The following is a 14,342-nucleotide window of genomic DNA, read 5'->3' as shown; positions in this document are numbered from 1 at the left end:
CGCCGTCGCGATGCTCGGTTGAGCCGGGTGCGGTGGTGCCGTGGGTGGAGGTGTTCGAAAATCCGGGCAAGGGCGGTAATCCGCGGCCGTTCGGAGGGACTACTGGGTGTGGACGATCCCGAAGAGCGATTCACCGATCTCTACGACCGGCACTACCGCAGCGTGCTGGGCTACGCCCTGCTGCGGGCCGAGCGGGACGTGGCCGAGGACGTGTCCAGCGAGACGTTCCTGGTGGCGTGGCGGCGGCTGGCGGACCTGCCCGAGCCGCCGCTGCCGTGGCTGCTGGGCGTGGCGCGCAACCTGCTGGCCAAGCAGCGCGTCTCGCGCCGCCGCCGGCAGGCCCTGGTCGATCGGATCGCGGCCCTGACCACCGCTCGCGACCAGGTCGGCTGGGACGTGGCCGAGCACGTCGTCGACCGGGAAACCGCCCTGGCCGCGCTGGCGGCCCTGCCCGAGCGGGACGTTGAGGCGATGGTCTTCGCCACCTGGTACGGCCTGCCTCCCGACCAGGCGGCGGCCGTCATGGGCTGCTCGGTCCGCACGTACAACGTCCGGCTGCACCGCGCCCGCAAGCGGCTCGGCCAGGCGTTGCGCCCGGGTGACGGGCCCCGTCCGCGGCCTCGACTCCTGACCACACCCCTGGAGGACCCTCATGACTGACCGACTCTTCGCCGAGCTCAGGCCCGGCGAGCTGGACGACCTTGCCGAGGACGGCTACCGGCGGCGGCGCTCGGCCGACCTGGCCCGCGCCTTCGCCACGCCCCGGGCCCCGCGGCGCTCGCGGCGGCCGTACCTGCTGATGGCGGGCACTGCGGTGGGCACTGCGGTGACCGCTCTCGCGGCCGTCGCCGTGGTCGTCATCACCGGCGAGCCCGCGCAGGCGCCGGCCCGCCCGCCGGCCGCCGCCCTGCCCGTGGACGCCCGCTCGTTCCTGCTCGCGGCGGCCTCGACGGCGCTGCGCGAGCCCGCCGCGACGGGCCGCTACTGGTACGTTCGCGAGCGCAGGTACATGAGGGTGCAGTTCGCGCCGGGCGTTTACGCGCCCAGGGTCAAGGCCCTGGTCGACGCCCAGAAGCGGACCGAGGAGCAGCTCAAGGGGGACCCGGAGCGGCTGGCCGCGGCGCAGGAGGAGTTCCGGCGGAAGGTCGCGGAGCTGAACCGGGCCGAACTGCCGTACAGGGCGTTCGCCGCCAACACCCGCGAGACCTGGCGTCCCATGCGGGCGGGCGAGGTCGCCCGCACCGTGCGGAACCAGGACGTCGAGGTCACCTTCGGCTCGCCGCAGGACGAGGCCGCCTGGCGCGCGGACGGCGCCCCCGAGCTCGCGGACCGGGAGAGGGAGACCCAGGACGACGCGGTGGAGCGGGCCCCGTGGATGGACAACCCCAGCCTGAACCTGCGGAACGTGGCGGACCTGCCCACCGGTGTGGAGGAGCTGCGCCGCCGCCTGGACGACCTGTGGCGGCAGAGCCCGAAGGTCTCCGGCGCGGACCGGGCCGGGTACCTCTGGCAGACCGGCATCGACCTGATGACCGCGCCACTCAAGCCGGGCACCCGCGCGGCGTTGTTCCGGGTGCTGGCCGACCAGCCGGTCATGAAGCTGGAAGGGCGGGTCTCCGATCCGCTGGGCCGTACCGGGGTCGCGCTTTCCGCGCCGACGCAGCACAAGTTCAGGGTGCGGCTGGTCGTGGACGAGAGCACGGCCGAGTTGCTGCAGTATGAGCTGGGCTCGGATGACGAGGTGGGGCTGCGGGTGACGCTGGAGGACATGGGCTGGACCGACTCGCTCGGCGACCGCCCGGCCGGCTGACGAGTTGAGGGGGTGTCATGGGGGTCTGCCGGTGGCGTAGCGGTAACAGGCCGCAATCACGGTCTTGGCGACGTCGAGCTCGTCGGCTGTGCGGGGGGCGTACAGCATGATCTCGTGGTTGTCCCGGCCGTACAGGGGGTGCCGTTCGCCCCAGCCCTGGTCCAGGACCTCCTGCTGGTCGGGGAGTGCCAGGCACAGGTGGAGGCTGCCGTCGGCGTGGACGTGGGCGTACTCGGCGGTGTAGCGCGGCGGCATCAGGACCGCGCCGGCCGCCGGGCGTATGTGGGGGCGCAGGAAGTAGGCGACGGTGCCGGGTACGGAGATCTCGCTGGATCCGCTCGTGGTGTCCGGGAGATGGCGGCCCATCCAGCGCGTCAAGCGATCGCGTATCTCGTCGGGGCTGGTCTGGTCGAGCTGCACGTGCGGGGGCACGCGCTGGGTCAGGGGCCGGTCGCCTGCGCGTACGGGCAGGGCCAGCTCGGTCATGGCGCCGGGCTCCAGGACGGGCGCTCGTTGAGCCTCCTGACGTCCATGTCGGCGACGCTCCGGTGGGCCCGCTCCATCGCCTGCAACTCCTGCGTGCTGAGCACGTCGCCGATGTCGGTGAAGCCGCCGGGCGCGCGCCGGTCCACCAGCTTGATCGTCTCGTCCACGGGGAAGCGCCGGCTGGTCAGGACGAGGTCGTTGGTGTGGCGTCGGCGCTCGCTCTCGTACGCGGCCAGCCCCGCCGCCGGGTCCTCGGCCGAGGCCAGCGCCATGGCCAGGAACCGCGCGTCCAGCACCGCCTGGGACCCGCCATTGGAGCCGACCGGATACATCGGGTGCGCGGCGTCGCCGAGCAGGGTCACCCGCCCCTCACCCCAGCGGGGCAGCGGCGCCTTGTCCACCATCGGGTACTCCAGGATTCGGCCGGCCCCGGAGATCAGCTCGGGCACGTCCAGGAACGGCAGGACCCACCCGTCGAAATGCGGCAGAACCTCTTCCAGCCGCCCCTCGCGGTGCCAGTGGGCCTCGGAGACCGGCGGCCCCGGCGGGGCCATGCGAACCTCGGCCACCCAGTTCACCAGGGACCTGCCGCGTACGCGGGTCTGGGCGCACATCGGATAGGCCACGATCTTGGAGCCCTCGTCGGTGCCGGCGACCACCATGGAGGCGCCGTCGAGGTACGGCTCGCTCTCGGTGATGCCGCGCCACATCGTGATGCCGCTCCACCGCAGCTCGTCGTCCCGCGGGTGCAGCCGGGCCCGGACCGTCGAGTGCAGGCCGTCGGCCCCGACCACGACATCGGCCGTCTCCGTGAAGACCCGGCCGGTACGCACCTCGCGCAGCCGTACCGGCACCGGGCCCTGCTCGGGGCCGGTCTCGAAGTCCTCGAAGGCGAGGCCGAGGCGGACGGCGTCGGGTCCGAGGCGCTCCCGTACCGCGTCGAGGAGGATCATCTGCAGCCGGCCGCGGTGCACGGACCACTGCGGCCACCGGTATCCGGCCGCCCGCCCGCGCGGGACCGAGAGGATCACGTTGCCGTGCCTGTTGGCGTAGATCAGGGCGCTCGTCGGGATCGCGGTCCGCGCCAGGGCCTCGCCCAGGCCGAGCTCTATCAGCTCGCGCACGGCATGCGGTTGCAGGTTGATGCCCACACCCAGGGGTTTCAGCTTCGTGGCCAGCTCGACGAGCGCGCAGCCGATGCCGGCCGCGTGCAGGCTCAACGCCGTGGTCAGTCCCCCGATCCCGGCACCGGCGACCAGTACACGCATGCCACGTTCGGTGCCCTGGGCGCGTACGGACATGTCACGCCTTACCCATTCAGCACCCGCTTTTGACGCGCCCGCCCCCGCCAAGCCCCCCGCCGCCGCCCCGCCCGCGCAGGCCCGGCAGCGTGTACGTGAAGCCTCGCGACCACGACGTTCCTTGAACAAGCTTTTGTCCAGGGCCGGGAAATTTCTGCAGGGAAGGATGGCCTGGATGCCGGCCATGGGCGGTTCAGGTGGGGCGCGCACAAGCCGGGCCGGACGGCCCGGCAGGTGCCGTTAGCTGCGCGGGACGGGGCGGGGGGAGATCGCTTGCGCCACGCGAACCGCTGGGAAGCGATCGAGGTGCCTGAGGCTCGACCTCGACACGGCTCCCTTCGGACAGCCCCGTTCCGGAAACCACGCCGTGTTAGCGTGGAAGCCGTCACAAGACTCCGAAGACCGGGGCGCCGTGATAAAGGCCGCCAAGGCACCTCAGGTGGGTCGGGCTGCTGGAATTCGGCAGGACCGCGCCGCCCCTGATCGTGCAGTCGAGAATCGTGATCTTGTCGTCGGCCGAGGCCGGGCCGGCCGTGGCGATCGGCATCGCGACGGCGGCGGAAGCGAAGGCGAGAATGGCGATAAGGCGGCTCATGGTACCGCTCCAATCACTTTGGGTGACATTTCGCTACATAGAGTTACCTTCTCTGTGCTAGTCGAAACGCGGCCGGAGCAACCGCTTGGGAAAACTTGACCTTGGCCGGTACGTTTGCCGCCCTTCATGGGCCGAGCGGGGGAAATGCGGTGGCACTGAGGTGGAACCAGCGGGTGTGACCTTGGTTGTCGCCGCCTCGCGCGGGCGGCGGTGAGCGGGCGCGGGGCCGGCCCGCGAGATCGTGGACCGGCCCTGGAATTTTCTGGACGCCGTACTCCTTGAAGCTCAGTCGACGACGATGGCGCCGGGGGGCAGCGGGGTCGCGCCGTTGGTGTCGAGGACGTTCACCGTGAACTTCTTGGGAGCGCTGATGTTGCCGGCGGCGTCGATGGCCCGGAACGCGATCTCGTGGCGCCCGTAGCCGGGCTTGAAGTCCGGGTAGGACTGCTCGAACGGCGCCTTGGTGAGGCCGCCGCTGCCGAGGCTGCCGTAGGCGATCTCCTTGATGACCGAGCCGGCCGGGGTGAACCGGTACGGCGTGCCCTCGGGCGCGTCCGGCCACCCGTGATAGTTGAACCAGCCGTCACCGTCGAGCTGGAACTCGATGACGACATAACCCTCCTGGTCGTCGGTCGCCTTCAGCCCCATCTCGAACCACTCGCGGAAGGTGTACTGCGGCGGCCGGGAACGGGAGCCGGAGACCGCCGAGACCGGCTGGGACAGCTCGAAGGTGGCCTCGGGCGCGACGTTGTCGACGGTCCAGGTGAGCTGGTCGGCCGTGGTGCGGGGCGAGGCCGGGTCGGACAGCGTCGCCGTCAGCTCGTAGGTGCCGGGACGCAGCTTCAGCCCGCTGAGGTCGAGGTTGCGGCTGTTGTACTTGTTCGACAGCTTCTTGCCGTTGAGGGCCCAGGTGACGTTCAGCACGCGGTCGCGCGGGTGGGTGGTCTCGACGTAGACGACGTCCTGGCCGCCGACGGGGTGCGTGGTCAGCGTGGACGACGTGAACTCCGGCGTGGTGGCCGCGGCGGCCGGCGCGGGGGACGGCTGCTCGGCGATCGTCCACTGGCGGGTCTGGGTGAGCGCGGCGCCGTCGGCCACGGCGGGGTCGCGCACGTCCCCGGTGTCGTCGGACACCGTGACGGTGACGGTGTCGCCGGCCCGTACGCGGTGCTCGCGGAGGTCGAAGTTCCGGCTGTTGCCGGTCTTCTTGACGGTCCTGCCGTTGACCGCCCAGGTCACGGTGAGCTCGTGGTAGAGCGGGTGCATCGTCTCGACCCAGAGCACGTCCTTCGGATACACCGGCGCGTCGGTGGGCGTGGAGTGCAGGGACAACTGGGCGACGTCGCGCCGGCCGGAGATCCGCTCGATCATCCGCTCGCGGCCGACCTGGTCGAAGTGGTAGCCGATCCAGCGCATGATCGAGTGCTCGCTCGGCCGCCACACGTTCTCCGAGCGGCTCAGGCCGCTCTCGTACCGGTCGATGACGCCGCCGGACAGGCTCTCCTCACCCAGCCAGCGGTACCACTTGCTCTGCTGCTGGGCCATCTCCTCGGTGGTCAGCCGGGTGTGGTGGATCGAGCTCGGCTCGGTGTCGGGGTGCCGGCCGCCGGGGACGTTGCGGGTGCTGTAGGGGTACTCGTCCTGCAGGCCGCCCAGCGAGTGGCCCAGCTCGTGCGGGCTGACCAGCGGGCCCTGCGGCGCCTGCCCGGTGGTCGTGGCGTTGCGTCCGCCGATGCCTCCGTACGTGCTGGTGTTGGCGAGGGTCAGGGTCTGCCGGTTCTGGGCGGTCACCCCGGGGATCAGCGAGACGTACTGCTCCAGCGCATCCTGGCCGCCGGGGCCGAAGGTGACGCCGCGGGCGTTCGCACCGGCCGGGCAGGTCGAGGCGTACTGGAGCTTCAGCGGCGTGTCGCGGCGGACGTTGCCGTCGTCGGGGTCGCAGCTGATGCCGGACACCCCCGAGACGACCTCGATCATGTACACGTTGAAGTAGTCGCGGTAGCTGCGGAACGGCTCGATGCTCCACTGCACGTTGAGGTGCTTGTCCACGTCGTCGCGGAACTGCTGCATCTCCTCGGCGGTGTAGCCGTCGCCCAGGATGATCAGGTTCAGCCGGTCCTGGGGCGGGCCGGTCACCTGCAGCGGCACCACGGTCGCCGACCCGACCTCTGCCGCCGCCCGGGCGGCGGTGCCTAACGTCGCGGCCGCCACCGGGGCCGCCGGGACCGCTCCGGTGAGCAGCGTACTCACCAGACCGGCTGTCCCCACGGCGGCCGCGATCTTACGCCTGGCCATGGTCACCTCATCCCTCGCTTCGGAGACGGCCAGCTGCGCGGGGTGCGAGCCTCGGTCTCCCCCGGGACGCTAACCACGATGCATCCGGACAGCACCGGGCAGATGACGGATATTCGGGCACCCTTTTCCGTTGTCTGTAGGAACGAACTCGCCGGTTCGGCTCAGGTGGCCGGGGCGCGCTCGGGGTGGCGCTGCCGTACCGGGGTGGCCAGGGCGACCAGCGCGAGTAGCAGGCAGGACGCGCCGGCGATCACGAACACCGCGGTGGCGCCGTAACTCGCGGCTGCCCAGCCGAGGGCGGCCGCGCCCACCGGCCCGAGCGAGAAGTGGATCGTCCAGAACGCCGAGGTCACGCGGCCCAGCAGGTGAGCGGGGGTGACCTGCTGCCGCAGCGACATGGAACAGATGCCGGCCACGCTGACGCAGGCCAGGTAGAGGGCCATGATGGCGGCCACGCCCCATACGGAGCCGGCCAGCCCGAGGCCGAGGATGGCCAGCCCCGACACCACCTGCGCCCCGATCCACGACGGCCCGAACCCGAGGCTCCGCCGCACCCGGGCCACCAGCATCGAGCCGATCATCGTGCCGGCCGCCCCGACGCCCAGTACGACGCCCACCACGGAGTCCGCCTGGCCGAGGTCGTGCTTGAGCCGGTAGATCACGATGTCCGTCAGCCCGAGGGTCATGAAGATGAAGAACGACAGCAGGATCGTCAGCGTGCGCAGCACCGGATGCCGGACCAGGAACTCGGCCCCGGCCAGCAGCTCACGCAACGGCCGTCCCCGGGGCGCGGGTGCCGCCTCGACGGCGTACCGGGAGGAGCGGGTGAGCAGGACGCCGAGCGCGGACAGGCCGAAGCTGGCGGCGTTGATGGTGATCGCGGCGGTCGGGCCCAGGTTGCTGGAGACCACGCCGGCCAGGCTGGGGCCGAGGATGCCCGCCGCGGCGGCGGTGGCGTACAGCATGCCGTTGGCCTCGGTGACGCGGGTCTCGCCGGCCAGCTCGCGTACCGCGGTCACGTACGTGACCTGGAAGACCATGCCCACGGCCGCGGCCAGCGGGAGCACGCAGAAGAGCAGCCAGACGTGGTCGCCGAAGGCCCAGACCACCGGGATCGTCGCGAACAGGACGAGCCGGATGACGTCGCAGGCGATGAGCAGCCGGCGCCGGTCGAAGCGGTCGGCGAGCGCCCCCGCCAAGATCCCGGCCGCCACCGACGCCGCCCCCGACACGCCGGTGAGCAGGCCCATCTGCGCGACGGAGCCGGTGACGTTCAGGACGAGGAGGGGCACCGCGATGAGCGCGAACGAGTCGCCCGCGACCGACAGGGTCTGCGCGCACCAGAAGATCAGGAAGTCGCGGTCTCGCCACAGGGAACCGGGCACCGCTCGCGTGTCAGGCTTCATGAATCCGGTTGGGAGCAGCGCAGCGGGCCTGGGGTGATCGGTTCTGGCCGATCCGGAGAAAGCACGCAAAGGAGCGTATCCCGCCCGATCCGCCGCTCGCCGCCCGAATTCTCGGCTGATGAGACGCCGCCCGCCCTGACCGTCCTGCCGCCGCTATGACAGGGCTCGCCCGGTGTTGGGCTCTCGCACAAGCCGGGCGGCGTCGTTCGTCGCAGGCACCGAAGATGCCCGGTCGGCGGGGGCCTACGGTTTGGTCCATGCCGCATCTCGTGCTCGACGACTTCTACCGTCTCGCCATTCCTTCCGATCCGCAGGTGCGTCCCGACGGGGGAGCGGTGGCGTACACGCTGACGACCGCCGTGCGGGATTCCGACGAGAACCGTACCGAGGTCTGGCTGGCCGAGCCGGGCGCCGAGCCGCGGCGGCTGGCGGCCGGCAGCGCCGCGCGGTGGTCGCCGGACGGCCGGACGCTGGCGTTCCTGCGGCCGGTGGACGGCAGGCCGCAGATCCACCTGCTGCCGATGGACGGCGGCGAGCCCACGCCGGTGACCTCCGCGACGCTCGGCGCGGGACCGGCCGTCTGGTCGCCGGACGGCACCCGCATCGCGTACGCCGCGCTCGTCGGTACGGGCGAGGACGGCGGAGCACCCGACCAGAACGCCCCGATCGTGGCCACCCGGCTCGACCACAAGGCCGACGGCGCCGGGCTGGTGAACGGCCTGACCAGGCACCTGTTCGTCACCGAGACGGACACCGGCGAGACCTTCCCGGTCACCACGGGCGACTTCTTCGCGGGCGAGCCGTCGTGGTCGCCCGACGGCCTGCGCCTGGTGTTCGCCGCCGACCTGGACGACGACCGCGACCTGGAGCCGGGCGGCGCCGCCTACGCCGTCGACGCGGTCAAGGGCGCCGTGCCTGAGCGGCTGACGGATCCCGGCCTTCTCTGCGGCGGCGTCTGGTGGCTCGGTGACCGGCTGGTCGCCGCGGCGCACAAGGGTGGCCTGATCGGGCACGTACGGCTGTTCACGTTCGGCCCCGGCGGATGGGCCGAGGTGGAGACCGGCCTCGACAGGAACGTGATGACCGGCGCCCCCGGCTACCCCGGCGGCGTTCCTGCACTGCTCGGCACGGACCTGCTGTTCTGCGCGCGCGACGGCGGCTCGACGCACCTCTACCGCCTCCCCGAGGGCGGCGCCCGCGCCGAGCGGCTGGTGCCCGGCGAGGTCAACATCTCGGGGATCAGCGCGGCGGCGGGCGCGGTGGCCTACGTGGCGGCGACGCAGCACAGCGCCGGCGACGTGCACCTGCTGACCGGCGGGCAGGACCCGTCCCGGCTCACCGATCACGCCCTCGGCGACGTCGAGCTCTTCACCGCGCGCCGCCGCACCTTCACCGCCCCCGACGGCACCCGGGTCGAGGGTTTCGTCCTGCGCGACGAGAGCGCGCAGACCCCCGGCCCGCTGCTGCTCGACGTGCACGGCGGCCCGCACAACGCCTGGTCGCCCGTCTTCGACGGCTTCCACCTCTACCACCAGCTCCTCGCCGCCCGCGGCTGGACCGTCCTGACCGTCAACCCGCGCGCCAGCGACGGGTACGGCGAGGACTTCTACACCGCCGCCATCGGCGCCTGGGGCCTGGCCGACGCCCAGGACCTGCTCGCCCCCATCGACGCCCTGATCGCCGACGGCGTCGCGGACCCCGAGCGGCTGGCCGTCACCGGCTACAGCTACGGCGGCTACATGAGCTGCTGGTTGTCGGCCACGACCGACAGGTTCAAGGCCGCGATCCCCGGCGGCTGCGTGAGCGACCTGGCGAGCATGGGCGGCACCGCCGACCTCGGCCTGCTGCTGAAGGAGCACGAGTGCCGCGGCGACCTGGCCGCCCAGTCGCCCATCACCCACGTCGCGAACGTCACCGCCCCGACGCTCCTGCTGCACGGCCAGGACGACGACCGCTGCCCGGTCGGCCAGGCCGAGCAGTGGTTCGCCGCCCTGCGCGAGCGGCGGGTGCCGGTCGAGCTGGTGCGTTATCCCGGCGCGAGCCATCTGTTCATCCTGGGCGGGCGACCCTCGCACAGGTACGACTACAACGAAAGGATCATCGCGTGGCTGGAGCAATGGGTCAGCGGCTCGCCGAGCTGATCGCCCAGTACGAGGTCCCCGGCTCGGCGCTGGCGTACTGGCACCAGGGCGAGTTGCACGAGTTCGCGGCCGGCACGCTGAACGTCGACACCGGCGTGGAGGCGACGACCGACGCGCTCTACCAGATCGGCTCGATCACCAAGGTGTGGACCGCGACGCTGATCATGCAGCAGGTCGAGCAGGGCCGGCTGACGCTGGACACGCCGGTCATCGAGGTGCTGCCCGAGTTCAAGGTCGCCGACCCCGAGGCCACCAAGAACACGACGATCAGGCACCTGCTCTCGCACACCAGCGGCATCGACGGCGACCAGTTCATCGACACGGGCCGCGGCGACGACTGCGTGGAGAAATACGTGGCCGCCTGCGCGACCCTGGCGCAGAACCACCCGCTCGGCGTCACCCAGTCCTACTGCAACTCCGGGTTCGTCTTCGCGGGCCGGGTGCTGGAGCGGCTGACCGGCAAACGCTGGGACGACGTCCTGCGCGAGGGCATCTGCGAGCCGCTCGGCCTCACCCACACCTGGACGCTGCCGGAGGACGTGCTGCGCTTCCGCGCCGCGATGGGCCACGAGGACGGCAAGACCGTCCCGGTGTGGGGGCTCATGCGGTCGGTGGGCCCGGCCGGCCTGATCTGCGCCCGCCCGGCCGACGTGGTCGCCTTCGGGCGGGCCCATCTGGGCGGCGACCTGCTGCGGGACCCGAGCGCGATGTGGGAGCCTCAGGTCGACATCCCCAACCCCTACACGCTGGGCAAGCAGTGGGGCATCGGCTGGATCCTCGACGAGTGGAGCGGCCACCGGGTCATCTCCCACGGCGGCAACACCATCGGCCAGCACGCCATGCTGTGGGTCGTGCCCGACACCGGGACCGTCGTCTGCGTGACCGCCAACGGCGGCAAGAGCGGCGCGTTCACCCGGGCCGTGGCCACCGAGTTGTTCGCCGAGCTGGACGGCCTGACCGTGCCGCCCTCGCCGACCCCGCCGGAGACGCCGGTCGACGTGGACGTCAGGCCGTACGCGGGCGTCTACGAGCGGGCCGGCTCCCGGATCACGCTGAGCGTGGACGACGACGGCGGGGCCCGCGTGCGCCTGGAGGCCACCGGCGAGCTGGCCTCCCTGCACGAGCCGCAGGAGGCCGACTTCGTGCCGGTGGAGGAGAACCTGTTCGTGTTCCGGCCGCCGGGCGCCGGCGACTGGCTGGCGGCCGTGTTCTTCGACCTGGCCGACGGCACCCGGTACATGCACATGGGCGCCCGCGCCACCCCCAGGATCAGCTGAGGAGGCCGACATGGATCTGCGGGATCGCCTCGCCGAGGCGGCGCGCGGGCACGGCGTGCCCGGCGCGGCCGTCGCGGTGTGGCACGACGGCGAGCTGCACGAGGCCGCCACCGGCGTGCTCAACACGGTCACCGGCGTCGAGGCCACGACGGACAGCGTGTTCCAGGTCGGCTCCACCACGAAGGTGTGGACGGCGGCGCTGGTCATGCAGCTCGTCGCGGACGGCCTTGTCAAGCTGGACAAGCCGGTGGGGACCTACCTGCCGGACTTCGCCTTCGGCGGCGTCACCGTCCGGCAGCTGCTCTCGCACACCGCCGGCTTCGACGGCGACGTGTTCGAGGACACCGGGCGCGGCGACGACTGCCTGGAGAAGTTCCTCGGCCACCTGGGCACCGCCGGGCGCGTGCACGAGCCCGGCGAGCTGTTCTCCTACTGCAACGCGGGCTACTGCGTGCTCGGCGCGCTGGTGGCCCGGCTGCGCGGCGGCACCTGGGAGCAGGCGGTGCGCGAGCGCCTGCTGGACCCGCTGGGCGCCACGCAGGCGGCGCTGTTCGGTGAGGAGGCCGCGCTCTTCCGCGTCTCGGCGGGCCACATCGGGCCGGACGCCACCGTCTACCCGCGCTGGCAGATGCCTCGGTCCAACGGCCCGGCCGGTGCCACCATGTGCCTGGCACCGCGCGAGCTGGTCGCGTTCGGCCGGACGCTGGCGGCCGGCGGCCTGGCGCCGAACGGCAAACGGCTGCTGCCGGAGGAGTCGGTGGCCGCGATGCTCACGCCACAGGTGCACGTGCCGGGTGGCGGTGGCGCGCTGGCCGAGCGGTGGGGGCTCGGCGTGGAGCTGTTCGGCTGGGGCGCCTACGGGCACGACGGCGGCACGCCCGGGCAGAGCACGTACTGGCGGATCGTGCCCGAGGCGGACTTCGTCCTCGCGATGAGCGGGAACGGCGGCTCGTTCGCCGGGCTCATCGCCGACGTGGCGCGGCCGGTCATCGAGGAGGCGACCGGCCTGACGGTGCCCGGGCCGCCCCTGCCGCCACAGGTGCTGGAACCCGTGGACGGCGCCCCGTACGCGGGCAGCTACCAGGGCCCGCAGCTCGGCTACGAGGTCGCCGCCGCGGAGGACGGCCTGGACGTCACGCTCATCCCCGGCCCGCTCATGGAGAGCATGGGCGCCACCCGCAGCACCACCCGGTACGCGCGTCTCGACGGGGAGTCGTTCATCGCCGTCGAGGCCGAGGACGGGCGGCACGACGTGGTGACGTTCGTGCTGCGGGACGGGCGGGCCGCCTACCTGCACAACGGTCGTGCGGTGGCCCGTGTCTGACCGGCCGGACGGGCGCGGCCACGCCGGCCGTCCCGTCCGGTGTGGCGTCGATTTTTTCCGCTGATGTCGGTTTTCGTGGATTATCGTGAGCGAATGAGGAACCGCCCCCGCGCCAGCCTGGGACGGATCCTGCAGGACCTCGGGACCACGGTCCTCGACGTGGCCGCCTCACCCGGTGACCTCGACGCCGAGGTCACTGGCGTGCACATCTTCGACCCGCTCGACGAGCTGATCGTCCCCCCGGGCGGGATCGTGCTCGGGGTGGGCGTGCGCGGCGCCGCGGAGGTCTGCTTCCTCATCGAGCACGCGCCCGCCGCCGCGGCGGTCGTGGTGAAGCTGCCCGTGGACGTTGACGAGCGGGTCCGGGCCGCCGTGCTGGAGACCGGCGTCGCCGTGCTCGGCCTCACCAGGGCCGCCTCCTGGGCGCAGGTCGCCGCGCTGCTGCGCTCCCTGCTGGCAGAGGCCGACCTGGCCGAGCCCGGTCAGGAACCGCAGGGCGACCTGTTCTCGCTGGCCAACGCCGTGTGCGCGCTGATCGACGCGCCCGTCACCATCGAGGACCGGTCGTCGCGAGTGCTCGCCTTCTCCGGCCGGCAGGAGGAGGCCGACGCGGGCCGGGTGGAGACCGTACTCGGCCGGCAGGTGCCCGATCGTTACCTGCGGATGCTCGACGAGCGCGGCTTCTTCAAGCAGCTCTACCAGAGCCGCGACCCCATCTACATGGAGCTCGCGGACGAGGGCGTGATCAACCGGGCCGCCGTGGCCGTACGCAGCGGAGACGAGATCCTCGGCTCCATCTGGGTGGCCGTCCGCGAGCCGCTCAGCGAGCAGCGGCAACGCGCGCTCGCCGACGCCGCCAAGATCGTCGCGCTGCAACTGCTGCGCGAGCGGGCCGGGGCCGACACCCAGCGGCGCCTGCGCGCCGACCTGCTCTCCACCGTGCTGGCCGGCGGCGCCGACGCCCCCGAGGGGGCCGGGCGGCTGGGCATCGCCACCACCCGGCTCTGCGTGCTGGCCGCCCAGCTCGTCTCCGACCACATCACGACCGACCCCACCGGCGACCCCGCCCGGGGCGAGAGCGACAGGCAGCGGTTCTGCGACGCGCTGGCGCTGCACGTCGCCGCCATCAATCCCAAGGCCGCCGCCGCGCTCGTCGGCTCCATCGCGTACGCGGTGCTGCCGCTGCACTCGGTGGGCGACGAGGAGGCGCGGGCTGTACGCGTGGCGGAGAGCTTCCTGGCCAGAGTCGGGCCCCGGCACGCCGCCAACATCGGCGTGGGCCGCCTGGCCGGCAGCCTCTCGCAGGTGGCCAGGTCGCGTGCGGACGCCGACCGGGCGCTGCGCGTGCTGCGCGCCCGAGGCACCAGCGGCCAGGCCGCCGGCTACACGGCCGTGCACTTCGAGTCGCTGCTGCTCCAGGTAGCCGACGTGGCCGCGGCCGAGGAGCAGACGCCCACCGGTCCCTACCAGCGTCTGCTCGACCACGACGCCGAGCACGGCACCGAGCTGGCCGCCACCCTGCGGGCCTATCTCGACGAGTTCGGCGACGTCAACGCGGCCAGCGCCCTGGTGCACGTCCACGCCAACACCTTCCGCTACCGGCTCAAGCGCCTGGTCGAGATCAGCGGCCTCGACCTGTCCGACCCCGACGCCCGGCTCACCGTGATGCTGCAGATGCGGATCTTCGGTCGCTAGCACGAGCCGCCC

Annotated in this window: 11 protein-coding genes; 6 read left to right on the top strand and 5 right to left on the bottom strand. The window is 72.4% G+C overall.

Annotated features, from left to right (window positions below; translation table 11 throughout):
- Positions 1–108 precede the first annotated feature (108 nt).
- Together BLS95_RS32300 and BLS95_RS32295 are read left to right on the top strand one after the other, a co-directional pair.
- The gene (locus BLS95_RS32300; protein WP_176993492.1) at positions 109–660 is read left to right on the top strand and encodes an RNA polymerase sigma factor; all 552 of its coding nucleotides are present in this window, start codon (positions 109–111) and stop codon (positions 658–660) included.
- Entirely contained in the window at positions 653–1,810 is a 1,158-nt protein-coding gene (locus BLS95_RS32295; RefSeq protein ID WP_090940068.1) for a hypothetical protein, read from the top strand. Before BLS95_RS32300 ends, BLS95_RS32295 begins: the two co-directional genes overlap by 8 nt.
- A 15-nt stretch (positions 1,811–1,825) precedes the next feature.
- Here BLS95_RS32295 and BLS95_RS32290 read toward each other — a convergent pair whose 3' ends face one another.
- The 5 genes from BLS95_RS32290 to BLS95_RS32270 form a co-directional block, all read right to left on the bottom strand.
- A complete protein-coding gene (locus BLS95_RS32290) occupies positions 1,826–2,296 on the bottom strand; it encodes a luciferase domain-containing protein (RefSeq protein WP_090940034.1) in 471 nt (156 codons plus the stop codon).
- Positions 2,293–3,597, bottom strand: coding sequence for a flavin-dependent oxidoreductase (locus BLS95_RS32285; RefSeq protein WP_245765415.1), 1,305 nt, complete (start codon positions 3,595–3,597; stop codon positions 2,293–2,295). The genes BLS95_RS32290 and BLS95_RS32285 overlap by 4 nt, the downstream gene beginning before the upstream one ends.
- 385 nt (positions 3,598–3,982) lie before the next feature.
- A complete protein-coding gene (locus BLS95_RS32280) occupies positions 3,983–4,192 on the bottom strand; it encodes a hypothetical protein (RefSeq protein ID WP_090940031.1) in 210 nt (69 codons plus the stop codon).
- Between the two features lie 285 nt (positions 4,193–4,477).
- Positions 4,478–6,487: a M64 family metallopeptidase gene (locus BLS95_RS32275; RefSeq protein ID WP_090940028.1), complete on the bottom strand. Its 2,010-nt coding sequence runs from the start codon at positions 6,485–6,487 to the stop codon at positions 4,478–4,480.
- A gap of 161 nt (positions 6,488–6,648) precedes the next feature.
- Positions 6,649–7,893 (bottom strand): MFS transporter, encoded by a 1,245-nt coding sequence (locus BLS95_RS32270; RefSeq protein WP_090940026.1) that lies wholly within the window; start codon positions 7,891–7,893, stop codon positions 6,649–6,651.
- 257 nt (positions 7,894–8,150) lie between these two features.
- Here BLS95_RS32270 and BLS95_RS32265 point away from each other — a divergent pair, with 257 nt between their 5' ends.
- From BLS95_RS32265 to BLS95_RS32250, 4 genes are all read left to right on the top strand, one after another.
- Entirely contained in the window at positions 8,151–10,034 is a 1,884-nt protein-coding gene (locus tag BLS95_RS32265; protein WP_176993491.1) for a S9 family peptidase, read from the top strand.
- Complete coding sequence (locus tag BLS95_RS32260; protein ID WP_245765414.1) at positions 9,998–11,311, top strand: serine hydrolase domain-containing protein; 1,314 nt, start codon at positions 9,998–10,000, stop codon at positions 11,309–11,311. The genes BLS95_RS32265 and BLS95_RS32260 overlap by 37 nt, the downstream gene beginning before the upstream one ends.
- Positions 11,312–11,321: 10 nt before the next feature.
- A complete protein-coding gene (locus BLS95_RS32255) occupies positions 11,322–12,635 on the top strand; it encodes a serine hydrolase domain-containing protein (RefSeq protein WP_090940017.1) in 1,314 nt (437 codons plus the stop codon).
- 93 nt (positions 12,636–12,728) lie between these two features.
- A complete protein-coding gene (locus BLS95_RS32250; RefSeq protein ID WP_176993490.1) occupies positions 12,729–14,330 on the top strand; it encodes a PucR family transcriptional regulator in 1,602 nt (533 codons plus the stop codon).
- The last annotated feature ends 12 nt before the right edge of the window (positions 14,331–14,342 follow it).

This window comes from Nonomuraea jiangxiensis, assembly GCF_900099965.1.
Taxonomy (GTDB): domain Bacteria; phylum Actinomycetota; class Actinomycetes; order Streptosporangiales; family Streptosporangiaceae; genus Nonomuraea; species Nonomuraea jiangxiensis.
This window is presented reverse-complemented; position numbering and strand designations above follow the sequence as displayed.

Excerpts from the sequence above, each read along its gene's own strand:
- BLS95_RS32295 (WP_090940068.1), top strand. The coding sequence starts at position 653 with ATGACTGACCGACTCTTCGCCGAGCTCAGGCCCGGCGAGCTGGACGAC.
- BLS95_RS32290 (WP_090940034.1), bottom strand. The coding sequence starts at position 2,296 with ATGACCGAGCTGGCCCTGCCCGTACGCGCAGGCGACCGGCCCCTGACC.
- BLS95_RS32285 (WP_245765415.1), bottom strand. The coding sequence starts at position 3,597 with ATGTCCGTACGCGCCCAGGGCACCGAACGTGGCATGCGTGTACTGGTC.
- BLS95_RS32280 (WP_090940031.1), bottom strand. The coding sequence starts at position 4,192 with ATGAGCCGCCTTATCGCCATTCTCGCCTTCGCTTCCGCCGCCGTCGCG.
- BLS95_RS32275 (WP_090940028.1), bottom strand. The coding sequence starts at position 6,487 with ATGGCCAGGCGTAAGATCGCGGCCGCCGTGGGGACAGCCGGTCTGGTG.
- BLS95_RS32270 (WP_090940026.1), bottom strand. The coding sequence starts at position 7,893 with ATGAAGCCTGACACGCGAGCGGTGCCCGGTTCCCTGTGGCGAGACCGC.
- BLS95_RS32265 (WP_176993491.1), top strand. The coding sequence starts at position 8,151 with ATGCCGCATCTCGTGCTCGACGACTTCTACCGTCTCGCCATTCCTTCC.
- BLS95_RS32255 (WP_090940017.1), top strand. The coding sequence starts at position 11,322 with ATGGATCTGCGGGATCGCCTCGCCGAGGCGGCGCGCGGGCACGGCGTG.
- BLS95_RS32250 (WP_176993490.1), top strand. The coding sequence starts at position 12,729 with ATGAGGAACCGCCCCCGCGCCAGCCTGGGACGGATCCTGCAGGACCTC.